At 62.7% G+C, this 26,304-nt stretch carries 22 protein-coding genes; 10 read left to right on the top strand and 12 right to left on the bottom strand.

What is annotated here, in order from left to right; genetic code table 11:
* Nucleotides 1-23: 23 nt before the first annotated feature.
* Nucleotides 24-695 (bottom strand): GntR family transcriptional regulator, encoded by a 672-nt coding sequence (locus tag ON753_RS24405; RefSeq protein ID WP_265966404.1) that lies wholly within the window; start codon nucleotides 693-695, stop codon nucleotides 24-26.
* 484 nt (nucleotides 696-1,179) lie between these two features.
* On the opposite strand from ON753_RS24405, the gene ON753_RS24400 reads away from it, so the two are divergent.
* From ON753_RS24400 to ON753_RS24385, 4 genes are all read left to right on the top strand, one after another.
* Nucleotides 1,180-2,616, top strand: a complete 1,437-nt coding sequence (locus tag ON753_RS24400; RefSeq protein ID WP_265966402.1) for a TolC family outer membrane protein — start codon at nucleotides 1,180-1,182, stop codon at nucleotides 2,614-2,616.
* A gap of 152 nt (nucleotides 2,617-2,768) precedes the next feature.
* Nucleotides 2,769-3,182, top strand: a complete 414-nt coding sequence (locus ON753_RS24395; RefSeq protein ID WP_265966400.1) for a VOC family protein — start codon at nucleotides 2,769-2,771, stop codon at nucleotides 3,180-3,182.
* Complete coding sequence (locus ON753_RS24390) at nucleotides 3,179-4,126, top strand: 2-hydroxyacid dehydrogenase (RefSeq protein ID WP_265966399.1); 948 nt, start codon at nucleotides 3,179-3,181, stop codon at nucleotides 4,124-4,126. The genes ON753_RS24395 and ON753_RS24390 overlap by 4 nt, the downstream gene beginning before the upstream one ends.
* Nucleotides 4,127-4,206: 80 nt before the next feature.
* On the top strand, nucleotides 4,207-5,025 hold the full coding sequence (locus ON753_RS24385) for a sugar phosphate isomerase/epimerase family protein (protein ID WP_265966397.1): 819 nt from the start codon (nucleotides 4,207-4,209) through the stop codon (nucleotides 5,023-5,025).
* Between the two features lie 224 nt (nucleotides 5,026-5,249).
* Here ON753_RS24385 and gndA read toward each other — a convergent pair whose 3' ends face one another.
* On the bottom strand, nucleotides 5,250-6,674 hold the full coding sequence (gndA, locus tag ON753_RS24380) for an NADP-dependent phosphogluconate dehydrogenase (protein WP_265966395.1): 1,425 nt from the start codon (nucleotides 6,672-6,674) through the stop codon (nucleotides 5,250-5,252).
* Between the two features lie 149 nt (nucleotides 6,675-6,823).
* On the bottom strand, nucleotides 6,824-7,741 hold the full coding sequence (locus ON753_RS24375; RefSeq protein WP_265966393.1) for an aminoglycoside phosphotransferase family protein: 918 nt from the start codon (nucleotides 7,739-7,741) through the stop codon (nucleotides 6,824-6,826).
* A gap of 239 nt (nucleotides 7,742-7,980) precedes the next feature.
* Between ON753_RS24375 and ON753_RS24370 the strand changes: the two genes are divergently transcribed.
* Both ON753_RS24370 and ON753_RS24365 read left to right on the top strand, forming a co-directional pair.
* Nucleotides 7,981-9,558, top strand: a complete 1,578-nt coding sequence (locus ON753_RS24370; RefSeq protein ID WP_265966391.1) for a trimethylamine methyltransferase family protein — start codon at nucleotides 7,981-7,983, stop codon at nucleotides 9,556-9,558.
* A gap of 67 nt (nucleotides 9,559-9,625) precedes the next feature.
* On the top strand, nucleotides 9,626-12,061 hold the full coding sequence (locus ON753_RS24365; protein WP_265966389.1) for a GcvT family protein: 2,436 nt from the start codon (nucleotides 9,626-9,628) through the stop codon (nucleotides 12,059-12,061).
* Nucleotides 12,062-12,412: 351 nt separating this feature from the next.
* On the opposite strand, the gene ON753_RS24360 is transcribed toward ON753_RS24365, so the two are convergent.
* The 3 genes from ON753_RS24360 to ON753_RS24350 form a co-directional block, all read right to left on the bottom strand.
* A complete protein-coding gene (locus tag ON753_RS24360; protein WP_265966388.1) occupies nucleotides 12,413-12,721 on the bottom strand; it encodes a hypothetical protein in 309 nt (102 codons plus the stop codon).
* Nucleotides 12,722-12,874: 153 nt separating this feature from the next.
* A complete protein-coding gene (locus ON753_RS24355; RefSeq protein WP_265966386.1) occupies nucleotides 12,875-13,702 on the bottom strand; it encodes a phosphate/phosphite/phosphonate ABC transporter substrate-binding protein in 828 nt (275 codons plus the stop codon).
* Entirely contained in the window at nucleotides 13,699-14,616 is a 918-nt protein-coding gene (locus ON753_RS24350) for a fatty acid desaturase (RefSeq protein ID WP_265966385.1), read from the bottom strand. Before ON753_RS24350 ends, ON753_RS24355 begins: the two co-directional genes overlap by 4 nt.
* 281 nt (nucleotides 14,617-14,897) lie before the next feature.
* Here ON753_RS24350 and ON753_RS24345 point away from each other — a divergent pair, with 281 nt between their 5' ends.
* Nucleotides 14,898-16,220, top strand: a complete 1,323-nt coding sequence (locus ON753_RS24345) for an NAD(P)/FAD-dependent oxidoreductase (protein ID WP_265966383.1) — start codon at nucleotides 14,898-14,900, stop codon at nucleotides 16,218-16,220.
* 171 nt (nucleotides 16,221-16,391) lie between these two features.
* On the top strand, nucleotides 16,392-17,513 hold the full coding sequence (locus tag ON753_RS24340) for an ATP-dependent DNA helicase (RefSeq protein WP_265966381.1): 1,122 nt from the start codon (nucleotides 16,392-16,394) through the stop codon (nucleotides 17,511-17,513).
* Here the strand turns inward: ON753_RS24340 and ON753_RS24335 are convergent.
* The gene (locus ON753_RS24335; RefSeq protein ID WP_265966379.1) at nucleotides 17,497-18,123 is read right to left on the bottom strand and encodes a TetR/AcrR family transcriptional regulator; all 627 of its coding nucleotides are present in this window, start codon (nucleotides 18,121-18,123) and stop codon (nucleotides 17,497-17,499) included. The genes ON753_RS24340 and ON753_RS24335 overlap by 17 nt on opposite strands.
* Nucleotides 18,124-18,454: 331 nt before the next feature.
* On the opposite strand from ON753_RS24335, the gene ON753_RS24330 reads away from it, so the two are divergent.
* Nucleotides 18,455-20,905, top strand: coding sequence for a Tex family protein (locus ON753_RS24330; protein WP_265966377.1), 2,451 nt, complete (start codon nucleotides 18,455-18,457; stop codon nucleotides 20,903-20,905).
* 72 nt (nucleotides 20,906-20,977) lie between these two features.
* On the opposite strand, the gene ON753_RS24325 is transcribed toward ON753_RS24330, so the two are convergent.
* Nucleotides 20,978-21,601, bottom strand: coding sequence for a hypothetical protein (locus tag ON753_RS24325; RefSeq protein ID WP_265966376.1), 624 nt, complete (start codon nucleotides 21,599-21,601; stop codon nucleotides 20,978-20,980).
* Between the two features lie 446 nt (nucleotides 21,602-22,047).
* On the opposite strand from ON753_RS24325, the gene ON753_RS24320 reads away from it, so the two are divergent.
* A complete protein-coding gene (locus ON753_RS24320; protein ID WP_265966375.1) occupies nucleotides 22,048-22,761 on the top strand; it encodes a DUF2270 domain-containing protein in 714 nt (237 codons plus the stop codon).
* 19 nt (nucleotides 22,762-22,780) lie between these two features.
* Here ON753_RS24320 and ON753_RS24315 read toward each other — a convergent pair whose 3' ends face one another.
* The 4 genes from ON753_RS24315 to ON753_RS24300 all read right to left on the bottom strand — a co-directional run bounded on the left by ON753_RS24315 (nucleotide 22,781) and on the right by ON753_RS24300 (nucleotide 26,208).
* Nucleotides 22,781-24,034, bottom strand: a complete 1,254-nt coding sequence (locus ON753_RS24315) for an NAD(P)/FAD-dependent oxidoreductase (RefSeq protein ID WP_265966374.1) — start codon at nucleotides 24,032-24,034, stop codon at nucleotides 22,781-22,783.
* Nucleotides 24,035-24,223: 189 nt separating this feature from the next.
* Nucleotides 24,224-25,264, bottom strand: a complete 1,041-nt coding sequence (gene arsB / locus ON753_RS24310; protein ID WP_265966372.1) for an ACR3 family arsenite efflux transporter — start codon at nucleotides 25,262-25,264, stop codon at nucleotides 24,224-24,226.
* A gap of 64 nt (nucleotides 25,265-25,328) precedes the next feature.
* On the bottom strand, nucleotides 25,329-25,817 hold the full coding sequence (locus ON753_RS24305; RefSeq protein WP_265966370.1) for an arsenate reductase ArsC: 489 nt from the start codon (nucleotides 25,815-25,817) through the stop codon (nucleotides 25,329-25,331).
* A 37-nt stretch (nucleotides 25,818-25,854) separates the two neighbouring features.
* Entirely contained in the window at nucleotides 25,855-26,208 is a 354-nt protein-coding gene (locus tag ON753_RS24300; RefSeq protein ID WP_265966368.1) for an ArsR/SmtB family transcription factor, read from the bottom strand.
* Nucleotides 26,209-26,304: the final 96 nt, after the last annotated feature.

Raw genomic sequence — 26,304 nt, 5'->3', positions numbered from 1 at the left:
TGCCAACCGGCAAGGAGGCGGGCTCAGACGTGGGACAAGCCGCAGGCTCCCAGCACGCGCTGCATGGTCGTCATGCCGCCCAGCCGGTGCGCGGTCGCGATGCTGGAGGCCTTGTCCGGATCGCCGGCGCTGATCGCCTCGTAGATGCCGCGATGATCGTCGGCGTTGGAGGCCGGCGCCTTGTTCAGCCGCAGCAGCATGGAATTGGCACGGAACACCTGGTTGAGAAGTCCTTCGATTTCGTGCTCGAGCCGGGAATTGCCGCTGGCCTGCGCGATCAGCTTGTGAAACCGGTCATCGAGTTCGGCCCACCGTTCCATGTCGCTGGCGGCAAGCGCCGCGTTCGCATCATCGATCACGACTTCAATGGTTCTCAGGAGGTCTTCGCCGCAATTGCCCTTGGCGGCGGTACCGGCGGCGAGCCCTTCCAGGGCCGCGAGGATTTCGAATATCTCGGAAAGATCCTTGTTCGAGATCGGCAGGACCCTTGCCCCGCGGCGCGGAATGAGATGAACCAGCCCTTCCGCCTCCAGACGGATCAGGGCCTCGCGCACGGGGGTTCGGCTCATGCCCAGGCGGCCGGCAATGTCCGGCTCGGGCGCCTGAAACCCCGGCGGCAGTTCACCTTTCAGAATTTCTGCCTTCAACCGCTCGTAAGCTTTGTCGACGCGTGTTGATTTCCCGTTAGATGGCATTGCAGTCGGTATCCAGATTCCAGAATTATATCTCTTCCAGCACGCACGAGCCCACCCCGGGACTGACTTCCCGCCGCGCGCGCTACGTTTCTCGGAGCAAATCAATTCCGCTTCGATAATTTTATCGGTCGAATTTTAGATAATGGCTTCTCCGCGAGCCTCGACAACGCCGGAAGATTCCTTCCAAACCCGCCGATTTTCCTGCTTATTCCACCAAAATGTGGCTTTCCGCGGACCACAATTTTATTGTGAAAAATATCAAGGAAGGAGTGGTGCGGGAACGGAAAGCCGGCCAGGAGCATCCTTTCGAGCCTGGGTATTTATGCCCACGCTCAAACGACGCCGAGAACGTCGCGCGCACGGTAAAAATCGCAATTAGGGCGCTGAATTAGCTTGCAGAAATCGATTGCAGAACCATCAAACGGCTTACCTTTGATTAACCATAAAAACTTACCTTAAGCGCCAACAACAAGCAGGTCGTTTCATGACAGTGTTCATTGCCCCGGCAAACCTGATGCGCGGACGGAAAAGCCATCTGGTCCGGCTGTGGGCAAGCGCATCCCTCATCGGCCTTTCGCTTGCCGGCGCACCGGCCTCGGCCCAGTCCCTGGAGGAGGCGATGGCCTCCGCCTATGCGGTCAATCCGGGACTGAAGGCGGAGCGCTCGAGATACGAGGCGACGAACCAGGGCATCTGGACGGCACGGTCCGAATTTCTGCCGCAGGTAACCGGCACTTATCTCGGAGAGCAATACGCCTACCGCAACGATCGCAACGGCACGAGCGACCGGTCCTATTCTCACGAGCTGGGCGTGAGCATGTCGCAAACGCTGTTCCAGGGTTTTGCCGGGGTCAACCGGCTGAACCAGGCCCATGAAGAAGCCGTCTCCGGCCGCAACCAGTTGATCGGCGCGGAGCAGAGCCTGCTGTTCGACACGGCGGACGCCTATCTACGGGTCGTGCGCGACCGTGCGATCCTTGCTCATCTGCAGGCTTACAGGAACGTGGTGCAGCGGGAGGTGAACGCGGCCCGCGCCCGCTTCAAGTCAGGTGACGCCACCCGGACCGACATCGAACAGGCACTCGCCCGCTATGCCGAAGCCGAGGGCAACTCCGACCAGGCCGTCGGTGACCTGCAAGCTTCCGAAGCGCTCTATGAGCGCCTGACCGGCCGCAAGCCCGGCAAGCTCGGCTGGCCCGCCATTCCGAAGTCGATCGAACCTGCCGGTCTCGACGATGCAATCACGACGGCATTCCAGAACAACCCCTCCATCCGTGCGGCGATCGCCGATGCAAGGGCCGCCCGTTTCGCGGCGCGGGCCTCGGTCGGCGACATGCTGCCCAGGGTGTCGGTGGAAAGCGGCTGGGAGACCGGCTACAGAGGCAATCTCGGCAATCAGGACGAGGACGAATTCCGGCTCGGGCTGCGGGTGACCGCGCCGCTGTTTTCCGGCGGCCGCAACGTTGCCGCCGTCAAGCGCGCCAGGCACACTGCCGCTCAGCAGGAATACGAGCTCGACGACACCCAGCAGATCATCCGCGAAAACGTCATCCGGGCAATGAAACAGCGCGCCGCCTCGCGCTTGCGCGCCAAGGCCGCCCAACGTGCGATCGAGGCCAACCGGAGAGCGGTCAAAGGCCTGCAGGTGGAATTCGACAGCGGCCAGCGCACGCTGCTCGACGTTCTCAATGGCGAGCGGGAACTGCTGCTGAGCAAGGTCGATGACGTCCGTGCCCGCTATGATGCCCGGATCGCCGACTTTCTTTTGCTGGCCAATATCGGCCGGCTGGCGCCTCAGCATTTTTCGATCATCGAGAAACGCCCTGCGCCGGTTCCACGGCTGGTTCCGCAATTCAATACCTGGGACCTGCGTCTCGGCCCGACCGAGAACGACGTCTTCCTGGCGGAGACGGACCAGTAGCTTCAATGGCAGCCAACGCCTCGCGCAGGCTCTGAGCGTACCGGCGAAGACGGCGCCAGCGCACGATGACACTTGCGTTGTGGACGGAAATTTTCGTAGAGCCTGATGTCAGCACCCTGCCGCCGTCATCATCGCTGCCTCGAGGAGCCCCCATGCAACCCTGTTTCCATCTCGCCTATCATGTCACCGATCTGGACGAAGCCCGTGCCTTTTACGGCGGGCTGCTTGGCTGCCGGGAGGGCCGCAGCACGCAGACCTGGGTCGACTTCAATTTCTTCGGCCATCAGATCTCGCTGCATCTCGGCGAACCGTTCAAGACCACCAACACCGGCAAGGTCGGCGAGCACATGGTGCCGATGCCGCATCTGGGCGTGGTGCTCGACATGCCGGCCTGGAAGGCCCTTGCGGAAAAACTGACGGCGGCTAACCTCGACTTCGTGCTTGCTCCGACGATCCGGTTTCAGGGCGAACCCGGCGAGCAGAGCACCATGTTCTTCAAAGACCCTTCCGGCAACCCCATCGAGATAAAGGGCTTTGCCGACGAGGCCGGAGTATTTGCCGCATGACGCCTATCGTCCCCTTCGTTTCCGAAGCAGGCGCAGATGAACGCCAGAGCTGGCGCGCCGCCTTGCCGGCGGCTCTGGAGGGGATCGCCGAGGTGAAGCCCTTTGAGGACCTGAGCGAACGCGAACGCGCTGAAGCAAGGGTGGCGATCGTCGCCAATCCCGATCCGGCCAAGGTGGCTGCCCTTGGAAATCTCGTCTGGGTTCAAAGCCTTTGGGCCGGCGTCGAACGGCTGACGGCGGAACTGCCCGCCGACGGACCGCTGATTGTCCGCCTGACCGATCCGCAAATGGCCGAAACCATGTCGGAGGCGGTGCTGGCCTGGACGCTCTATCTGCACCGGGACATGCCGCGCTACACGCGCCAGCAGCGGCAAAAGATCTGGCAGGAACACGAGCTCAAACTCCCCGGCGAACGCACGGTCGGCGTGCTCGGACTCGGCAACCTGGGCAGCGCGGCGGCCCTGCGCCTGAAGGCCAACGGCTTCAACGTGATCGGCTGGAGCCGCAGTGAAAAGAAGCTCGACGGCATCGAGGACTTCCACGGTCCCGCGGGTCTGCAGTCCGTGCTGGAGCAGTCGGACATCCTCGTGCTTCTGATGCCGCTGACGGATGACACCCGCGGCATGATCGGCCGCAAGGAACTGCAATCGTGCAAGACGGGAGCCGCGCTCATCAATTTCGCCCGCGGCCCGATCCTGGATACGAAGGCGCTGATCGGGGCTCTCGACAACGGCCCTCTCGACCACGCGGTCCTCGACGTCTTCGACGAGGAACCTCTGCCCCGGTCCAGCCCGCTCTGGCAGCACGAGAAGGTCACGGTCCTGCCGCATATCTCCGCCCCGACGATCACCAGCACCGCGTCGAAAATCGTTGCCGAAAACATCGGCCGGTATTTCGAGACGGGTGCTGTTCCGGAAAGCGTCGACCGCAAACGCGGATACTGAGGACGGGCAGGCGTCGCAATAGTGTCAAGGATCACCCTCTATCAGACACGCAACACATCCCTCTCGCCAACAGGTGTTTCATGGCCGACCTTCCCATTCTCGGAGCCGCGCTCAATCTCAAGACGCTCGAAACCCACCGCGACCTGATGCTCGACAAGCAACGGGACCTCGAGTTGCAGGATTTCGTGATGGCCGATGTCCTGAACGGTGACTGGCAGCCGCTGGTGGACCGTGCGAAAGTCCTGCTCGACGGGCACCGGGGACGCGTCGGCATACACGGGCCGTTCTGGGGCTTTACCATCCACACCCGGGACCCGGATGTCCGCGAGATCGTCAAGAGACGCCTGCTCCAGGGCCTTGAGGTCTGCGAGGCGCTCGGCGGCACTCACATGGTGGTGCACAGCCCTTACTCGACGTGGGACTACAACAACCTCGACAACAGCGACAGCAGCCGCCAGGAGGTTCTCGAGTTCTGCCACCTGGCCATGAAGGACGCCGTCAGGCGCGCCGAAGATATCGGCTGCGAACTGGTCATCGAGAATATCGAGGACAAGGATCCTCATGCCCGCGTGGAACTGGCAAGGAGCTTCGGCTCCGATGCGGTCAAGGTGTCCATCGATACCGGCCACGCCTATTACGCCCACGGCTCGACGGGTGCGCCGCCGGTCGACTACTACGTCAAGGCTGCCGGCAACAGCCTGCGCCATGTCCACCTGCAGGACGCCGACGGCTATGCGGACCGCCACTGGGCGCTCGGCGAAGGCACGATCAACTGGCACGCGGTATTCGGCGCGCTCGGCAAGCTGGACAGCAACCCGCGCCTGATCGTGGAACTGCGCGATCACTCCGGGCTGGCTACCTCCATTGCCAACATGGCGGCGCTCGGCCTGGCGCAGTAGGTTTCCGACAAGAAAGCCCGGCCTCCTGGCCGGGCAAACTGCTGAGAAAGCTTAACTCTGCCTTTACGTCGTCATCCCGGCCAAGCGCAGCGCGAGCCGGGATCGGAGAGCCACAAGCCTTCGCCACTTATCCGAGAGATCTCAGCTCACCGATCCCGGATCTCCGCTTCGCTGCGTCCGGGATGACGATCTAGAGATCGATAATCAACTTCGCAGGCCGGTCCTCACCCCATCGCCCAGGGGCCGTGATAGCCGCCGCCGTCCTTGTCGGTGCGCTCGAAGCCGTGCGCTCCGAAGAAGTCGCGCTGGCCCTGCAGCATGTTGGCGGTGGAGCGGCTGGTGCGCATGATGTCGAAATAGGACAGTGCGGCGGAGAGCGCCGGAACCGGCAGACCGTGAAGCGCCGCCTGTGCCACCACCTGGCGCAGCAGGGCTTCGGTTTCCTTCAGCTTTTCGGAGAAGAACGGCGCCAGCATCAGGTTGCGCTCCGCGTCGTCGCTCAGGGCCGAAGCCATGTCGTTCAGCATGGCGGAGCGGATGATGCAGCCGTTGCGCCAGATCCGGGCGATCTGCGGCAGCGGCATGGCCCAGCCGTATTGCCTGGCGGCTTCCAGGATCAGCCCGAAACCCTGTGCATAGCAGATGATCTTGCCGGCAACGAGCGCGCCTTCCAGGGCCTCGACACTGACCGCCTCGCGGTCCATGGCGGCCGGTGCCGGCCCGAATTCCGCTTCGCCTTTCCTGCGTTCATCCAGGCGTGCAGACATGTTGCGCACGGCGACGGCCGCTTCGATCGCGCTGGCGGGCGTGCCCAGCATCAGGGCCTCGATGGCCGTCCAGCGGCCGGTGCCCTTCTGGCCGGCCTTGTCGAGAATGATGTCCAGCATCGGCTCACCGGTTTCCGGATCCGCCGTCTTGGCCACCTTTGCGGAAATTTCGATCAGGTAGGACTGCAGAACGCCGCCGTTCCAGGTCTCGAACACATCGCCGATCTCGTTTGCGGACATGCCGAAGCCGTCGCGCATGACGCCATAGACTTCGGCAATCATCTGCATGTCGGCATATTCGATGCCGTTATGGACCGTCTTGACCAGATGGCCCGCCCCGGCTTCCCCGAGATAGGCGGCACAGGGCTCGCCCTCGTGCTTGGCGGAAATCGCTTCCAGGATATGGCCGACCTGATCCCAGGCGTCCTGTGCGCCGCCGCCCATGATGGACGGACCGAAGCGGGCTCCCTCCTCGCCGCCGGAAACGCCGATCCCCATGAAGCGCGGCCCCTTTTCGGCAGCCTCCGCGGCACGGCGGTTGGTGTCGTGATAATTGGCGTTGCCCGCGTCGATGATCAGGTCTTCGGCGTCCAGCAGCGGACGCAGTGCGTCGATCTGCGCATCCACGGTGTCACCGGCCGGAACCATCAGGATGACCGCGCGCGGCGATTTGATCGACGCGACGAAATCTTCCAGCGTTTTGGCCGGCACCAGCTTGGCGGCCAGTTCGCCGGCCTTCGTCATGAATTGATCGGTCTTTTCAGTCGTGCGGTTGTAAACGGCGATCTGAAAGCCGTGTTCGGCAATGTTGAGGGCCAGATTTCCGCCCATGGTGCCAAGGCCGATCAGGCCGACTTCCGCAACTGCGCCTTGAGAGCTCATGAATGCTGCCCGTCCTTAACGATTTAATTTGACTTGGACCGGTCTTAACCGACACGCCTGCCGACGGCAATCTTCACGTTTCGAATCCGGTGAACAAAGAAGGTCAGGCAGCCGCATCCGAAAGCCGAGCGCACACCAGCCCGCAAGCGTCACCTGCCCCTCAGGCGCAGCAGCAGGTCGACCTCCTCTTCCAGCGCCCGGCCATAAGCGCGGGCCGCGGGCGCGTTGATATGGCTCAGCGTTTCGTGGCGGAACAGGCAATAGGCGGCCAGGCGCCAGTGATAGGCGCTGCGCTCCTGGGCAAACCGGCCGACGGTCTCCTGGTCCGGATAGTGCTCCAGAAACATCTCCTCGACATCCGCCACAAGCGGATGAAGACCGTAGAGCATGGCCAGGCCGGGCGACACGAAGCAGACGATGTCCTCGACCGGGTCGCCCAGTCCGGCAAACTGCCAGTCGATCAGCCGGGCGCCTTCTCCGGTCGCCAGGATGGTGCCGAGACAAAAGCTGCGATGGACGAGAGAGCGGACGGGCGCCGTTCTCTTCACCTCGCTATCCGCCGGCCGCAGCCGCTTCAGATTGGCGGCCTTCCGGCTTTCGGGGATCGCGGCCAGCATGGCATCCCCGCTTTCCAGGACTTCGTGCCAACCGGAGGGAACGGTGATGTGCCCGGGCACCCGCTCCTTCAGCGCGGCGAAGCGTCCGATGAGCTCCGCGGCTTCACCGACGCCGATCTCGAAACTTCCCGGAGATGCGTAGCCATAGACGAGGAGGGGCGTGCCGACCGGGCTTTGCGCAAAGGCTTCCAGATCGGGCGACAGCGCGTGCCGCGAAAGGACGCTGAGCGCATCGGCCTCCTGATGCGGCAGGGTCGGATAAACCGGGTTTTCCTCGTTGCCGGGGAAGAACTCCTTGACCACATAGACGCGGCCGGGCGTATCCAGCCACCAGAACCGGCTGGTATAGCTGACCGGCAGCGGCCGCAAGCGCACGCCGTTCCAGTCATCCACCGGCAGCCGGGTCTCCAGGAAGGCCAGCAAATCTTCATCCGAAAGCCGCTCGCTCACGATACCCCTCATCAATGACACCCTCGATCTGATCACGTCCGCCGCCGCTGCCGTCAAGCCATAGTTTACGCCCGGACGCTCCGCGGGAACCCGAACGGCGGCAATGTCGCAGTCGTGGCACTCATCGTCGTTCTCAGATGGCCCGCAAAAACCGCCACCTCCGGTAGATTCTCTCCAACGGCGCAGTCCGGATTCCGCTGCGGCCGGCTTTTCACAAGCAAGACATGGCGGATCATCAAATGACGGTCGATACTGACGTACTCCTGATGGCCGAAACGCCACCCGCCCGGCGCGGGCGACGGCGCAGAGGCGGCGAAAAGGCCGGACCGGATCTTTTCCCGCAAAAGCCGTTCAGACAGCCACGGCACATCTACAAACCCCTGGAAGCCGTCTCCGCGGACGAGCTGGAAGCGATCCATGACGCCTCCATGCGCGTGCTCGAAGAGATCGGCATCGATTTCCTGCATGAGGAAGCTCGAGACCTGCTGCGCGCCGCCGGCGCCGACGTGGCACCGGGCAGCGAGCGGGTACGCATGGACCGGGCCATGGTGGCCGAACTGGTCGCCATGGCGCCGACCGAGTTCACCATCCGGGCGCGCAATCGCGCCCATGACCTTCATGTCGGCGGCGATGCGATTGCCTTTTCGTGCGTCGCCAGCGCCCCCAATGCGGTGGACCAGGACAAGGGCCGCCGCCCGGGCAACCAGGAGGACTATCGCAACTTCTTGAAGCTCGCCCAGTTCTTCAACATCATTCACTGCGTGATGGGCTACCCCGTCGAGCCGGTCGACCTTCACGCCTCCGTCCGCCATCTCGACTGCGTTGCCGATCTGGCGCGGCTCACCGACAAGGTGTTCCACATCTACTCGCTCGGTCGGGAGCGCAACCTGGACGGCATGGAAATCGCCCGCATCGCCAACGGGCTTTCCGAAGCCGAATTCGTCAACACACCCTGCGTCGCGACGGTCATCAACTCATCCTCGCCGCTGCGCCTCGACACGCCCATGCTGCAGGGCCTGATCGAGATGGCGAAAGCCGGTCAGGTGTCCATCGTCACCCCCTTCACGCTGGCAGGCGCCATGGCCCCCGTCACGGTGGCCGGCGCCCTGACGCTGCAGAACGCCGAAGCCCTGGCCGGCATAGCCTTCGCCCAGATCGTGCGGCCCGGCGCGCCGGTGGTCTATGGCGGTTTCACGTCCAATGTCGACATGCGCTCCGGCGCCCCGGCTTTCGGCACGCCGGAATACATGAAGGCGGCGCTCGTCAGCGGCCAGCTCGCCCGGCGCTATAACCTGCCCTTCCGCTCCTCCGGCGTCTGCGCGGCCAACACCGTCGACTACCAGGCGGCCCTGGAGACGACGCTTTCCGAATGGGGCGCGATCAATGGCGGCGCCCATATCATCAAACATGCAGCCGGCTGGCTCGAAGGGGGCCTGAGCGCCGGCTTCGAGAAGTTCATCACCGACATCGACCTTTTGCAGAAGATCGCCGAGTACCTGACGCCGCTTGATGTTTCGGAAGACGCACTGGCGCTGGACGCCATCCGGGACGTCGGGCCGGCGGGGCATTTCTTCGGCACGCAGCACACCCAGGACCGCTACAAGGACGCGTTCTACGCGCCGATCGTCTCCGACTGGCGCAATTTCGAGACGTGGGAGGAGGCCGGCAGCCCGACCGCTCACGACAAGGCGAACAGGCTCTACAAGAAGGCGCTGGAGGCCTACGAGCCGCCCGCGCTCGATCCGGCCGTCGACGAGGAAATCACCGCCTTCGTCGAACGGCGCAAGGCGGAGGGCGGCGCCCCGACCGACTTCTGACCCCGAAGTCCCGAACCGTTTGACCATTCGCCCTGCCGCCCGAGAGCAGGCCTTCCGGAGAACCCGAATGAAATCCCATACGCAGGTTGTTGTCATTGGCGGCGGTGTGGTCGGCTGCAGCGTGCTCTACCACCTCACCAAGCTGGGCTGGAAGGACGTGGCGCTGGTCGAGCGGAGCGAGCTGACCTCCGGATCGTCCTGGCACGCGGCCGGCGGGTTTCATACGCTCAACGGCGACCCGAACGTCGCCCAACTGCAAAGCTATACGGTGAGCCTCTACAAGGAGCTGGAGGAAATCTCCGGCCAGTCCTGCAGTCTGCACCTGACCGGCGGCGTGATGCTGGCCGATACGCCCGAACGCATGGACTTCCTGCGCCTTGCCCAGGCCAAGGGCCGTTACCTGGGCATGGAGCTGGAGCTGATCTCGGTCGCCGAGGCGAAGAAGATGTTTCCGCTGCTCGACGAAAGGCATTTCATCGGCGCGCTCTGGGACCCGGTCGAAGGCCATCTCGATCCCTCCGGCACCACGCACGCCTATGCCAGGGCGGCCCGCATAAACGGCGCGGAAGTCTACCGGCACACGAAGGTGGAGGAACTGGTCCAGACACCGGACGGCACCTGGGACGTGATCACCGACAAGGGCACGATCCGGGCCGAGCATGTCGTCAACGCCGGCGGCCTGTGGGCGCGCGAGTGCGGGCGGATGGTGGGCATCGAACTGCCCGTGCTCGCCATGGAGCACATGTATCTTTTGACCGACGAGATGGAGGAAGTCACCGCCCATAACGAGGTGACCGGCAAGGAACTGATCGGCGTGCTCGATTTCGGCGGCGAGATCTACACCCGCCAGGAAGGCAAGGGCATCCTGCTCGGCACCTATGAACAGAATTGCCGCCCCTGGAGCCCGCGCGAGACGCCATGGGATTTCGGCCACGAATTGCTGCCGCCCGATCTCGACCGCATCGCGCCGGAGCTGGAAGTCGGCTTCGAGCATTTCCCGGCATTGCAGAACGCCGGCATCAAGCAGGTCATCAACGGCCCCTTCACCTTCGCCCCCGACGGCAATCCGCTGGTCGGCCCGGTGCGCGGGCTTCGCAACTACTGGGTGGCCTGCGGCGTGATGGCCGGGTTCAGCCAGGGCGGCGGCGTCGGCCTGACGCTTGCCAATTGGATGATCAACGGCGATCCGGGCTACGACATCTGGGGCATGGACGTTGCCCGCTACGGCAACTGGGCGACGCTTGCCTACACCAATGCCAAGGTGCAGGAGAACTACCGCCGCCGCTTTCGCATCCGCTTCCCCAACGAAGAACTGCCCGCCGCGCGCCCGCACCAGACCACGCCGCTCTATGACCGGATGCTGGCGCAGGGCGCCGTGATGGGCGACAGCTGGGGCCTGGAAACCCCGCTCTGGTTCGCTCCTCCGGGCGTCGAAGCCAGGGACATCGTCTCCTATCGCCGCTCCAACGACTTTGAGCACATCGGCGCCGAGTGCCGGGCAGTGCGTGAAAGCGTCGGCATCACCGAGACCGCCAACTTCGCCAAATACGAAATCGCCGGACCGGGCGCCGAAAGCTTCCTCTCGCACCTGATGACCAACACCATGCCGAAGGCCGGCCGCATCGTGCTGACGCCGATGCTCAACGAGAAGGGCAAGCTGATCGGTGATTTCACCATCGCCCGTGCCGGTGCCGATAAGTTCTATCTGTGGGGGTCGTCCCAGGCCGAGATCTATCACATGCGCTGGTTCGAGAAACACCTGCCGACGGACGGCTCGGTGACGATCCGCGCCATCAATCTCGGCTGGGTGGGTCTGTCGATCGCCGGGCCGAATTCCCGCAGCGTGCTGGCGCAGGTCACCCGCGAGGATGTCTCGAACGAAGCTTTCCGCTTCATGGATTTCCGCGAGATGGACGTGGCCAACGCACCCTGCAAGGTCAACCGCGTCACCTATACCGGCGACCTCGGCTATGAAATCTGGATGGTGCCGGAATATGAGCGGCAGGTCTATGAGGCCCTGATGGCGGCCGGGCGGGAATTCGACATCCGCAACTTCGGCATGCGCGCCCTGCTCTGCCTGCGGCTGGAGAAGAATTTCGGCACCTGGTTCCGGGAATTCCGTCCGATCTACGGCCCGTTCGAAGCCGATCTCGGCCGCTTCGTGAAACTGTCGAAGGATGATTTCATCGGCAAGCAAGCAGCACGGAAGGAATTCGAGGAGGGTCCGAGGCGCCTGCGCGTCAGTTTCGTCGTTGACGCGGCCGATGCCGACGTGATGGGCGATGAACCGGTGTGGCACCAGGGCAAGGTGGTGGGTTGGATCACTTCAGGCGGCTATGCGCATTACCTGGAAAAATCCCTGGCCCAGGGCTACCTCCCGGCGGAGTTCGCCGCGAACACGGGCGACGGCGCCTTCGAGATCGAAATCCTCGGCGACCGCCGCAAGGCGACGATCATTCCCGAGCCGCTGTTCGACCCGAAGGCGGAGCGGATGCGGATGTGAGGCGGTGGCGGTCGGAACCGCTCTCCCGTCACGGACTTTTCTCGATGGATTTGTGTGTTCGCTGCGCTCACGCTGAACTCTGGATTCCGGATCTGCGTTCGGCTTCGCCTCGCTTGTCCGGAATGACGGCAGAGTTCGTTGTGAGAGTGTCAATTTCGAACCCTCCGGAAAGGCATGACCGGCTTCAGGTTCCGCTCACCGGTGGAGCTATCCAACGGCCATTACCACACCCACCGTCATTCCGGACAAGTGCAGCGGACGCTGCGCGCAGATCCGGAACCCAGACATCAGCGCGAGCGCAGCGAACTCCCAATCGACTGACTGTATCGGGCTCGCCCAAGCAGCGAAGTCCTACTTCAACCGGATGATCTTCGCACCGAGCGCGTTGGCGTACTCCGCCTGGTTGGCGAACACCACCACGTTGGTCTCGTTCACCTCGGTCTGCTTCAGTTCCAGTGGGGTTTTGCCGCCCGGATTGACGATGACCTTGCGGGTCGGCGGCAGGCCGCGGAAGACCAGGACACCGGCTTCCTTGGTGACGATGGCCCCGTAAGGCTCGTCATGCACGATGCGCAGCGTGCCGCTTTCCGCCAGGGCGGTGCTGCCGAGGGCGATGCCGAGCCCGGCTGCGGCGAGGAGAGTTTTGCAGACCAGTTTCATGACGCGTCTCACCGTTAATGATTTGTTTACCGAGAATCGTAACTCTTCATTAACGTTTGCGCCAGCCGTTCCGCCTGTTTCTCCCTGAAAAGAATGCCTATGGTAAACAATCGGGCAGGACTGCTGTCCCGGTTGACGGCTGCGCCGAACCGCTCACGCGAGGGCCGGATAGCCAAGCTCCGCGGCTTCCCGCTCCATCCGCAGGATGCCGGCATAGTCCGCGGTCGACAGCCTGGAAAAGCCGTGAATGCCGAGCCGCGCGCGGCTTGCCTGCGTTTCCGGTGCGGCGAAGACGGCTTCGATAACTTCAGTGATCAGACCGGCCTCGCTGTCGGAGAACCGCGAGGACGTGATCAGCGGCAGGACCGGAACGGACCCTGTCCGGGCAATCGGTTTCAGCCGTCCGGCAAGCTCCGGCATTTCCCGGCAGGCCAGGTGCCAGCAGACCGCATCGATTGCGGCGACATCCGCGTCTCCCTCGGCAACGGCGCGAAGGGACGCAAGATGGCCGCCGCTGGACGTCACCTCCGAGAAGAAGCGTCCCTCTTCCGCGACCCCGGCGACCGTATGGCGAAACGCGTTCATACCGGACTGGCTGTCCGGGCTGTTGAAGACGGCGCGGGCGCCGCGCAGGTCTTCCAGTTTGCTGAAAGCGCTGTCCCGTCGCACCACGATCTGACTGCAGTAGCGCGGCCCGTCGCAGTCCGGCGCCGCGTAATGCGGCGCGCCGAGGAGCCTGACCTTGCCGCTCAGCGCATGGGTCAGCGGATACCCGCAGGTCTGCGTCAGGAGAACGTCCGGATGCGCCCAGGCCTCGGCAAGATCCATGTCTTCCGGCCAGGGCCGAAGCCGGTCCGGCGTCAGCTCAAGCGCGTCGAGGAGGGCCGATTGCAGCGCGGCCTCGAGGTCTTCGGTCGCCGCGCGCACCTGCGGCCAGTCATACATCGGCAGGCGGACGGCGTGATGGACCCGTCCAGTCAAGACATCGCCTCGTCGCGGTCCCGGCGCCTGAGTGGATGGGCAACCGGCTCCTTGACCTTGAAGAAATAACCCTTCGCCAGGTCGAGATAACTGGCAAACACATAACCCTCGTTCCGCCGCCGCCACTCGTCGCGCGCGCTCCGGTAGAGAACCGGCAGATGATACCAGGGCGCCCTCGGATGGGCATGATGGACCACATGCAGGTTGTTGTTCAGAAAGAGCAGCGAGAAAACCGGGCAGAATTCGACGATGATCGAGCGGGCCTCGGCGTTTTCGTGGGCACGGTGTTCGGCAAAGGTGCGCAGCATCAACAGGCTCATGGCTGGATAGGCGACGCCCAGAAGATAGAGCCAGACGGGCATGCCGCCAACCAGGGTCACGTAGAGCACGACCGGGAGGACGCCCGCCAGGTGATGCATCCAGGCCTGCCGCACCGCCCTGTCACCGGCGCGCAGCAGGCGGAGCTCGGAGCCGTAGAACCCGACGAGGGTCACGGCCGGTCCAATCAGCAGGCGGCCGAGCAAGGTGTTGTTGACGGTCAGGACGGCCCGGATGAGGCCCGGCAGCCTCTGCCAGTCCCGCCAGGCAAGATAGAAGCTCTCCGGATCGTCATAAGGATCCGTGAGCCGGTCGTTGTTGTGATGGCGCAGATGGAGCGACTTGAACCGGCGGTAGGGGATGAATGTGCCAAGCGGGCAGTAGACCAGCGCTTCGTTGAAAGCTCCATTGCGGGTCGGGTGTCCGTGAAGGACTTCATGCTGCAGGGACGATTGCAACGTCACCAGCACGGCTGCAAGCGGACAGACGATCCACCCGCCGAGTTCACTGTAAAAACCGATCAACACCATCCATGTTACCGACGCGCCCAGAATGAGGGCCAGCGTCGGCCATTCGCAAATACTTTTGCGCGGCACGCTTTACTCCAATTGTTTGAAACTTCGGCCCGAATCGAATTGGCCTGTGCACACTATGAGTCTGGCCACTGGTGAGTTCAATTGGAGACTTTGGAACAAAATCCGCAGACGTTATCAAAACCCATCAAATTGTGACTTTCATAAACAATTGATGTGTTTTGTCGTCGTATAGAGCGTTCGGACATGAAGTCTGACCGTTTCAGAACACAGATTGGCGGTCTCGCCTCTGGACAAGTTGTGGACACTCGACTGTGCTTGCGGGACAAACGAGGAAGATCGCGATGTCCAATTCCCACGCCCCTGACGCCGACTACGACGCCGTCATCATCGGAGCAGGCATCATAGGCTGTGCGATCGCCTATGCGCTGGCGCGCAGAGGCCGCAGGACGCTGAATGTCGATGCCCTGCCGGCGGCGGGCTATGGCTCGACCTCCTCCTCCGCGGCTGTCATCCGCACCTACTACTCCACCCTGGACGGCACCGCGATGGCGCTTGAGGGCTATCACGACTGGAAGAACTGGCAGGACTATCTGGGCGCCGAGGACGACACCGGCCTGGCACGCTTTGTCGAGACCGGAACGCTGGTGATGAAGACCGCCGCCAACAATTACCTGGACCGCGTGCTCAAACACGCCGACACGCTCGGCATTGCCTATGAGGACTGGCCCGCCGACCAGATCCGCCGCCGCATGCCCGGATACAACCTGGAATGTTTCGCCCCGGCGAAGAAGATGGATCACGATGAATTCGGCGCCCCGAGCGGCGGCCGGATTGCAGGCGGCACCTTCTTTCCGGCCGGCGGCTATGTGGACGATCCGCAGATCGCCGCCCGGAACCTCAAGGACGCGGCCGCGCGGCACGGCGCCGAGTTCCGTTTTAACACGAAGGTCGTGAAGATACCGGTCGACAGCAACCGGGTGGCCGGTGTCGTCTGCGATAATGGTGACTTCCTCAGATCCCGTGTCGTCATCAATGTCGCCGGCCCCCACTCAGGCAAGGTGAATGCCCTTCTTGATGGTGATCCGGGCATCAGGATCGGCCACCGGCCGCTGCGCCAGGAAGTCGTACAGGTCAGGCCGCCGGAACGGCTCGGCTATTCGCGCGAGGGCCTGATCGTGTCCGACAGCGACATCGCCTGCTACATCAAGCCCGGCAGCGGCGGGCAGATCATGATCGGCAGCGAAAACCCACCTTGCGATCCGCCTGTGGAGGAAGACCCGGATGATTTTCCCCGCGACCTGACCGACCGGGCCCTGACCTATGCCTACCGCTACTCGCAGCGCCTGCCGGAGCTCGGCGTGTCGCAGCACCCGGTCGGTGTCGCCGATCTCTACGATGCCACCGACGACTGGCTGCCGATCTATGACCGTAGCGACATCGACGGCTATTACCTGGCCATCGGCACCAGCGGCAATCAGTTCAAGAACGCCCCGGTGGCCGGGCGCCTGATGGCGGCGCTGATCGACTATTGCGAGGAAGGCGGCGACCATGACGCCGACCCGCTGCAATTCCGGCTGCACAATGTCGACCACACGCTCAACACGGCAACCTTTTCCAGAAAGCGCGACCTGACGAAGGAGAGTTCGTTTTCGGTGCTGGGGTAGCCGTTCGCTGAAGCCTTCGCACAAGCCGGACTTGTCGGGAAAGAGAGTCGGTCCTTACTGAAGGGCACCGGCCGGCAGGACACAGAAATGCCCGACCATCGGCCATTCGGTCTTGGCGGAATCAGTCAAATCAGGGTAAGCAACTCCCTCTGCAATCGTAAGGAGCGCCCCGTGGCCTGGTCCCCCCAACAAGATGAAGCCCTGAAGGAGGCCGCCGCCTGGCTGAAGCGCGGCGACCGGCAGGTGTTCCGTCTGTTCGGCTTCGCGGGCACGGGCAAGACCACCCTCGCCCGCCATCTGGCGGAAGATATCGACGGCGATGTCTGTTTCGGCGCGTTCACCGGCAAGGCCGCCCATGTGCTGCGCCAGAAGGGCTGTGAAGATGCCGGAACCATCCACTCCCTGATCTACCGTCCCCGCTCCGCCAAGGAAGAAGAGGACACGGACGACGACGAAGAGGACACCGGCCCGCAATTTGCGATCAAGCGGGACAGTGCAGCCGCGACCGCGCGCCTGATCGTGATCGATGAATGTTCCATGGTCGACGAGGAGCTGGGCAAGGACCTGCTCTCGTTCGGCACGCCCGTTCTGGTGCTCGGCGACCCGGCGCAGCTTCCGCCGGTCAAGGGCGGCGGCTTCTTCACCGAGGCCGAACCGGACATGATGCTGACCGAGGTTCACCGCCAGGCGCAGGACAACCCGATCGTGCGCATGTCGATGACCATCCGCGAGGGCGGTCAGCTCGATTACGGCGAATTCGGCGAGAGCATGGTCATTCACCGCCGCGACATCGACAAGGAGCAGATCCTCGCCGCGGACCAGGTGCTGGTCGGCACCAACAAGACCCGGCGCCTCTACAACGGCCGCATCCGCGAGCTGAAGGGGTTCACCACCCCGATGCCTTCTGTCGGCGACAAGCTCGTCTGCCTGCGCAACGACAAGACCAAGGGCCTCCTCAACGGCGGCCTGTGGACGGTGAAGCGGCTGCGGCCGCCACGCGGCAATACGCTGCGCTTCGATGTCGCCTCCGAAGACGAGATCAGCAAGACGAACGTGAAGGTGAAAGTGCTGCCCGCCATGTTCGAAGACGGCGCGGAGGCCATCCCCTACGCGATCCGCCGCAAGGCCGACGAGTTCGACTATGGCTATGCGCTGACCGTGCACAAGGCCCAGGGTTCGCAATGGGATGACGTGGTCCTGTTTGACGAAAGCTGGGCGTTCCGCGAGCACAGGAGCCGCTGGCTCTATACGGCGGTGACCCGAGCCGCCGAACGCATCACCGTCGTAAGGTAGGCCTGCCGGGATCGGTCTCGTCGAATGTCTCCGCACCCCGGTCGACGGGCAGCGCCGACAGGCCCGTTTCGATGAAGGTCCTGAGGTCCGCCTCGGAGCTGCCGCCCCGGCCAAGCAGGGCAATTGCGGAAAACTGACCGTCCACGAACGTCGCCACCCGGTCGACATCCGCATCGGCCGGCATTTCACCCGCCGCAACGGCCTTTAACAGACGCTCCCTGATGGCCGTGTGCCGGGACCCCTTCAAACCGATGACGACTTCCCGGTGCCGTTCCGAGCCATAGGTGCAGTCGACCAGAGCATTGACCAGAAAGCAGCCGGTCGGCGTGCTCTTGTCCAGCGTCAGGTCGGCAACGGCGCCCAGGAAATCGCGCAGGTCCTCAATCACATGTTTCTTCGCCGCACCCAGCCGCGCGAACACCGGACCGCCATAGGTTTCGAAGTAATGAAGCAGGGCCTTTTCAAACAGCGCTTCCTTGTCGCCGAAAGCGGCATAGAGACCGGGTTTGGCCATGCCCGACGCTTCGGCCAGATCGCTCATCGAGGTTCCCGAATAGCCGTTTTGCCAGAAGGCGATCATTACCGAGTGCAGGGCGTCCCTGGTGTTCACTTTTCTCGGCCGCCCTCGTGGCATGGACCTCGCCTTTCTATAAACAAACCGCATCAGCCCGCCCGGCGGTGCGGCCTGCACACCCACTCACGACACCCTGACCCAAAGAATTGCCGTTAACGTAGCATGCAAAATGCATAATTTGTTGCATTCCTCATGGTAAGATTGACAAAAAGCAACCGACAAATGCGTGCAAAGCCCCGCTCTTTACCCGCCCAACGGGCCGGTCGGGACAATTGCCGGTGGACGGAGGGCCCCCGTCCCTTTTCCGCCGCATTCGAGCGGCTTATCGTCTGCGGCACCGAACTGCTCACCGAAAGTCACCGCGTAAATGGCCAGCGTTACACTCTCCGACACATCCTCCTCCACCTCGAAAGCGGGGATCCCGGCGGACACCGCCTTGCGCATCGCCCATCGCATCGCCGATGAAATCGGATGCAAGGCAGGCCAGGTGAATGCGGCCGTGCAGCTTCTCGACGAAGGCTCCACCGTGCCCTTCATCGCCCGGTACCGGAAGGAGGCGACCGGCGGTCTGGACGATACCCAGCTGCGCAAGCTGGAAGAACGCCTGATCTATCTGCGCGAGATGGAAGACCGGCGCGTTGCCATCGTCAGGTCCATCGAGGAACAAGGCAAACTCACCGACGACCTCATGGCCGGCATCCAGGCGGCGGAAACCAAGTCGCAGCTGGAAGACATCTATCTGCCGTTCAAGAAAAAGCGCCGCACGAAGGCGCAGATCGCCCGCGAGGCCGGACTGGAGCCGCTGGCGGACCTGCTTCTGTCGAATCCCGCCCGGATACCTGAAACGGAGGCGGCGGCCTTCGTTAACGAAAGCAAGGGCGTTGCCGACACCAAGGCCGCCCTTGACGGTGCCCGCCAGATTCTGATGGAGCGCTTTGCCGAAAACGCGGAGCTTGTCGGCCGCCTGCGCCGCTATGTCGAGGACCGCGGCGTGGTTCAGGCCAAACTGATCGACGGCATGGCCGAGAAGGGCGCGAAATTCGCGGACTATTTCGACTATTCGGAAAAATGGTCGAAGATCCCGAGCCACCGGGCACTGGCTCTCTTCCGGGGCCGCAACGAAGGCGTCCTGTCCGTGGACCTGACGGTGGATGCGGACGACGTTTCGCCGGTCGCCCCCGCCGTGAAGATGGTTTCGGACACATACGCCATTGCCGATCGCGGCCGCCCGGCGGACGCCTGGCTGATGGAAGCCGCGCGCTTCGCCTGGAAGGTGAAACTGGCGCTCCACCTGGAACTCGACCTGATGGGCGTCCTGCGCGAAAAGGCGGAAGAGGAAGCCATCCAGGTCTTCGCCAGGAACCTGAAGGACCTGTTGCTGGCGGCCCCGGCCGGCGCCACGACGACGCTCGGCCTCGATCCCGGTATCCGCACCGGCGTCAAGGTGGCCGTGGTCGACGCAACGGGCAGGCTGGTCGACACCGCAACGGTCTATCCGTTCCAGCCACGCAACGACGTTTCCGGCGCCCGGGCAACGCTGCTCGCCCTGATCGCCAAACACAAGGTCGGCCTGATCGCCATCGGCAACGGCACCGCGAGCCGCGAGACCGACAAGCTGACCGGCGACGTGCTCGCCGACATTCCTCCCGCGCAGCGGCCGGTCAAGGTGATCGTCAACGAGGCCGGCGCCTCCGTCTATTCCGCGTCGGAACTGGCGGCCAGGGAAATGCCGGATGTCGACGTGTCCCTGCGCGGCGCAGCGTCCATCGCCCGGCGCCTGCAGGATCCGCTCGCCGAACTCGTCAAGATCGAGCCGAAATCCATCGGCGTCGGCCAGTACCAGCACGACGTCAACCAGACCAAGCTGGCCCGCTCGCTCGATGCCGTGGTCGAAGATGCGGTGAACGCGGTCGGCGTCGACCTCAACACCGCCTCGCCCGCCCTGCTCTCGCGCATTTCCGGTCTGTCGGAGAGTCTCGCAAAGGCCGTCGTGGACCACCGCGAGTCCATCGGCCGGTTCAACAGCCGGTCACAGCTCAAGGACGTGCCGCGCCTCGGCGCCAAGGCCTTCGAGCTTTGTGCTGGCTTCCTGCGCATCAATGACGGCAAGGAGCCGCTGGATGCGTCGTCCGTGCACCCGGAGGCCTATCCGCTTGCCAAGCGCATCGTCAAAGCCTGCGGCCGCGATGTCCGCCAGATCATGGGCGACAGCTCCCTCCTCAAGGGCCTCGATCCGGCCGACTACACCGACGACAAGTTCGGCCTGCCGACCGTCATGGACATCCTGTCAGAACTGGAAAAGCCGGGCCGCGACCCGCGCCCGGAATTCAAGACGGCGACCCTGCAGGACGGCGTGGAGGAAATCTCCGACCTGAAGCCCGGCATGAAGCTGGAAGGGACGGTGACCAACGTCACCAATTTCGGCGCCTTCGTGGATGTCGGCGTCCATCAGGACGGCCTCGTTCACGTTTCCCAGCTCGCCGACCGCTTCGTCGACGATCCCCATCAGGTCGTCAAGGCCGGCGACATCGTCAAGGTGACCATCCTGGAAGTGGACGTTGCGCGCAAACGCATCTCCATGACCATGAAATCCCAGGTCGATTATCAGGGCCAGCGCGAACGCAACGACCGCGACCGCAGCGCCCCCGGCGGCCGGGCACCCGGCGCAAAGGGCTCCGGTGGAAAAGGCCCCGGCGGACGCGGACCGGGCGGCAATGGCCCGAAAGGCGGCGGCGCGCCAAAATCCTCCGGCGGCGAGAGCGGCAACAACGCCCTGGCGGCAGCCTTGGCGGCGGCCATGAACAAGAAGCGGACCTAAACGGATATCTGACCTCAGATCGGCCTGCGGTATTTCAGGAACCGAGGGCCGATCTCACCCGTGCGTATTTTCTCAGTCGAAGATCTCTTCAATAGGCGGACCGCCCCGGTTGGCCCAGTAAAGACGCGCGGCGATCACGGAGAGCATGACGATCTCAGTTGCTTCGATTGCAGCAAAAACGAGGTAAAGCAGCCGGGACTGGGTCACAAATTCGGCAATGGCTGTTTCCTGAAAGACCGCATAAAACACAGTCACTACCACACTCATCAAGATGATAAAAAATGCCAGGGGAACCAAGCCCTTGAAGAAGAGTACGATTATGTCGCGGATATGCTTGATGCCCGATTTTATCGAACCGAGCGGGTCAGACGAGCCATCCTTTACGTATTCAGCGAAATAAATCCCAAATGTTACCAGATAGATCAGATCGATTACGGATTGGTAGACGACGGAGATAAAGATATCGTAATTCAAAATATTTGCGTATTCCTCTGAAATGAACGCGACCGACTCATAAAAGATCAGATAGAACAGCGAGATAATCAGGAAGTTACGACCCATAAATCCGGCAAATGTTCCGAATATTCTTTTGTCTTTCAGCTGAAGATTGATCGCAATGGCGGATAATACGTATTCAAATAATCCAAATGCAGCAAGATAGATCAGAAAAGAAACAAAATCTGGCAGGTCATCCATAAAATCAAACAAAAAATAGAATATAATCTTCATAGCACAAATAGAAATAAAGATAACCCAATAATTAGTTATGATAAAAAACACATCCTTATATAGATTTTTTGAAATTTTCTCATAATACATGGATTAAATACCCTCAGAATCGAAAGTCAGAAAAAAGAAAACTGAACAGCGCTGACCGTGTCTTTTCCCGGCGGTATCGATGGCAAAACCGGTCACCTAGGTTGCGAAAAGAAAGGCGAGCGCCGCTCTCCGACAGGCAACGATTGCTTGGGATGTCTGCGAATACATGCACTAGTTCTGCTTCACCAGCCCGCCTGTGTCTCCTATCTAATGTCGCGATATTCACGAAGTTCGACCCGATTGCAACCGCTCGTACGCTATTGCGGCCATTGAACGCTAACGGAATGCTCGACCGGATTGCATTTTGGTTTTACGTTTTGGGAATGATAGAACGTGACATAGCGAACAAGCCGGAGGAAAACTCCGATCAGAGAAATCGGCCCAACCAGGAGATCGACTCCGCCACGCTCGGTGCGCTTGCGCATCTTTACCGGGCGGAAGTTTTCCGCAGCACCCATTGGCGCACCCGGCTGGACAACACCACCAACTGGGCCGTCGTCACCACCGGCATCGCCCTGTCGGCAACCTTTTCCAACAAGGATGCCTCGCCCCTGCCGATGGTGCTGGTCGGCCTTCTGGTCACCGTCTTCCTGATCTTCGAAGCCAGGCGCTACCGCTACTACAACCTGTTTCGCGCCCGAGCCCGGCTGATGGAGAGCGACCTCTACGCGCCGATGCTTCAGGGCAGGAAGGTTCCTTGGATCGGCGAATGGAGCCGGATGCTCGCCGAGGATTACGAGGTACCGCATTACCATATCAGCCTGGTCAGGGCCGCGGGCAGACGACTGCGCAGCAACTACTCCTGGATCCTGGCGATCCAGGCGATTGCCTATTACGGCAAGCTCGCCATTCATCCGGTGGAACTGACCGACATTTCGCAGGCGTTCGAGCGTGCCGCCATCGGGCCGATCCCGGGCAACCTGGTCATGCTGGCCGGTGTTGCGTTTCACGCAAGCTGGGTCGTCTTTGCGATCGTCACCCTGAGGCTCGACACGATCCACCGCGAAAGGCGCCAGTCCCCTATGCCGCTGCCGTAATCCGCCCTTGGTGGCGAGATTAGAACCGGTCGGCTGCAAAGGGGGCGGGATCGATCGCCGGCGGTTTGTTTTCGATCATGTCGCCAATCAGTTCGCCGGTCGCGGCCGCCTGGGTCAGGCCGTGATGGGCGTGGCCGAAGGCGTAGAAAATGCCGCCGTGACGGGTCGCCGGCGAGATGACCGGCAGGCTGTCGGGAATGGACGGCCGGTAGCCCATCCAGCGGCTGCCGCCTTCGGTCTTGAGGTCCGGATAAAACAGCTTCGCCTTTGCCACCATTGCATCGACGCGCTTCCAGTTCGCCGGCAGGTGAAGCCCGCCGAATTCCACCGCCCCGCCGACGCGCAGGCCCGTGGAGAGGGGCGACATGACGAAGCCGTGGCCCGGCAGCATGATGAACCGTTTCACGGTCACGCCGGGCTCGGGAACCGTGATGTTGTAGCCGCGCTCCGTGTCCAGCGGGATCCGGTCGCCGAGCTCACCGGCAAGCTGTTTCGACCAGGCGCCGCAGGCGATGACGAAGCGCTCGGCCGTTATCCGCCGTCCGTCCTTGAGGACGAGCTGGCACCCGGTATCCTGCGGAACGAGACGGGCTATCTCGCCGACCATGAAGTCCACGCCCTGTCCCTTGAGCCAGTCGGCCAGGCTGAGGCACAGGTTCTTCGGATCGTCGACCTGCGCCCAGTCCGGTATCAGGGCACCGCCCACCACACGATCCGACAGATCCGGTTCCAGATCGCGGATGGCAGCCGCGCCGAGTTCCTCCACCTTGATGCCGTAGTCGCGCTGTTCGGCCCAGGCCGCGCGGGCCTCTGCAAGCGAGGCTGCCGTGTCGAACAGTTCCAGGCATCCGTCCCGGCGAACCTGGTTATGAGTCCCCGAGACGCGCCACAGACGCTCCCAGGCAGGCAGCGCCGTGCCGTTCAGGTCAACGAGTGCCCTGGTGCTGGACGCCACCTTGCGCGGATTGGATGCTGCCAGAAAGCGCAGCATCCAGGGCAGGATCTTGAGGGCGTAAGCCGGGCGGACGGTCAGGGGTCCCAGCGGATCGATCAGCCACTTGATCGCCTGCTTCCAGAGATCCGGAGAGGCCAGCGGCGCGACATCGGTCCAGGCGATCGCGGCCGCGTTCCCCTGGCTCGCCCCCGCCGCCGGGCCTTCCCGGTCCACGACCGTCACCTGGTAGCCGCGCTGTACCAGATTGGCGGCAATCGCGATGCCGACGATGCCCGCCCCGGCAATATGGACACGTCCCTTTGTCAAATCCTGGTTCACCCGGCGCCCCCGTTCAATCAATCAGACGGAAGCGCCGGCGCAGCCGGGCGACTCGCCGTCTTTCCAACGATCAACACCTGATAATTCAACAGGAGATCAGACACAAACCGGGAATCGCGTGCCGCAGGCAATCCGCCCGGGCGGCCGATGCCGTGCGCGCCGGCCGTTGCCTGCGCGAACGGCAGATCTTCAAGCGAAGCGGCTTCTCGTCCGGTTTGCGAATGCGACCAGCGACAGCATCACCGGCACTTCGACCAGGACACCGACCACCGTTGCCAGCGCCGCCCCTGAATTCAGGCCGAACAGGCTGATGGCAACGGCAACCGCCAGCTCGAAGAAATTGGACGTTCCGATGAGGGCGGCCGGGGCGGCGGTGGAAAACGGGACACGCCACAGATAGCCCCAGCCATAGGCCACCGCGAAGATGCCGTAACCCTGAACGAGAAGCGGTATCGCAATCAGGGCAATGACGAGCGGCTTGTCGACGATAGTCTGCGCCTGAAACCCGAACAGCAGCACAACGGTCGCCAGCAGTCCCATGACCGAAAACGGCTTCACGCGTGCCGTGAACTCGTTGATGCGCTCGTGGTTTCCCGACTTGTCCAGAAGCCGCCGCGTCAGATATCCCGCCGCCAGGGGAATGACCACATAAAGGATGACCGACAGCAGGAGGGTTTCCCAGGGCACGATGATGTCGGTCACCCCCAGCAGCAGCGCCGCAATGGGTGCAAAGGCGAACACCATGACGATGTCGTTGATGGAAACCTGCACCAGGGTGTAGTTCGCGTCTCCCCTGACCAGCTGGCTCCAGACGAAGACCATTGCCGTGCACGGCGCAACACCCAGCAGGATCATGCCGGCGATATATTCCTTGGCGTCCGCCGGATCGACGATGCCGGCAAAGATGTATTCGAAGAACAGGATGCCGAGCGCGGCCATCGTGAAGGGCTTGATCAGCCAGTTGACCACCAGCGTGATGCACAGGCCCTTCGGCTTCCTGCCGACATCCTTCAGCGAGGCAAAGTCGACATTGACCATCATCGGATAGATCATCACCCAGATGAAAACCGCGACCACAAGGTTGACGCTGGCATATTCAAGGTCTGCAATTCCCGAGAAAAGTCCGGGAACGACCAATCCGAGCGTGACCCCCGCGCCAATGCACAAGGCGACCCACAGGGACAGATAACGCTCGAACGCGCCAAGCGGCGATTGATCAACAGATGGCATGTCTCAAGTCTCCAGAATTCCGGTTCGCCTCCGCCAGGAGGCTGCCTGCGCCCAACGCCGGCAATCAGTCAAAAATTGTTCCAATATCCGCCAGCCGGGCCCTTGCGTCGCTCGCCTCGAACACCCCGTCGCCGAGTGCCACGAGCGCCTCGATGCGCCGTTTCATGCGCTCAAATGCAAGGTCGAAGGCCTCGGCCCGCTGATGGTCGTCCCCTTCGACGGCCGCCGGATCCGGAATTCCCCAGTGAACGACCAGCGGATGGCCGGGCCAGACCGGACAGGCTTCGCCGGCCGCGCTGTCGCAGACGGTGACAATGAGATTCATCCCGGGCGCACCCGGTCCGGCGAACTCTTCCCAACTCTTTGAGCGGAAACCGTCCGCGGGCAGGCCGAGGCGCTTCAGGCAGGCCAGAGCGTCGGGATTGACCGTCCCCCGCGGCGTCGACCCGGCTGAAAAGGTCTGAAACCTGCCTTCTCCCATATTCCGGAGAAGCGCTTCGCCCAGAATGGACCGGGCGGAGTTCGCCGTGCAGACGAATAAGACATTCCGCATTCTTATTACCCCAGTGAATGTGGCTGAAACTGGACTGTCAGCACGCCCCTGTTTTCGACCGCCCGCCGGACCCCACCAGTTCGGCGATCGGCGCGCACAGTTCGGGATTGCCGCCGCAGCAGTCCTGCAGGAGATAGGTCACCAGGGACTGCATGGTGCCGAGGTCGGCGCGGTAATGGATGGAGCGCCCGTCCCGTTCCGCGCGCACGAGGCCGGAGCGAGACAAGCCGCCCAGATGGGTCGACAAGGTGTTGGGACGCACGTCCAGCGCATCGGCGATGGCACCGGCCGACAACCCTTCCTTCCCCGCCTTCACCAGAAGACGGAAGACATCAAGGCGCGTTTCCTGCCCCAGGGCCGCCAGCGTGCTCAATGCGGTTTCTTTTTCCATAATTCGAGAATACTCGAAACATCGAAGAATGCAACCGCTTCAATGAGCCTTGGCACAGGCAGACATGGATTTGTGCGCAGGACCCGAACGGAGCGG

The organism is Roseibium salinum (genome assembly GCF_026240905.1).
In the GTDB taxonomy this organism is placed as follows: domain Bacteria; phylum Pseudomonadota; class Alphaproteobacteria; order Rhizobiales; family Stappiaceae; genus Roseibium; species Roseibium salinum.
Note: the sequence above shows the minus strand (reverse complement) of the source record. Positions and strands in the feature narration are given on the sequence as shown.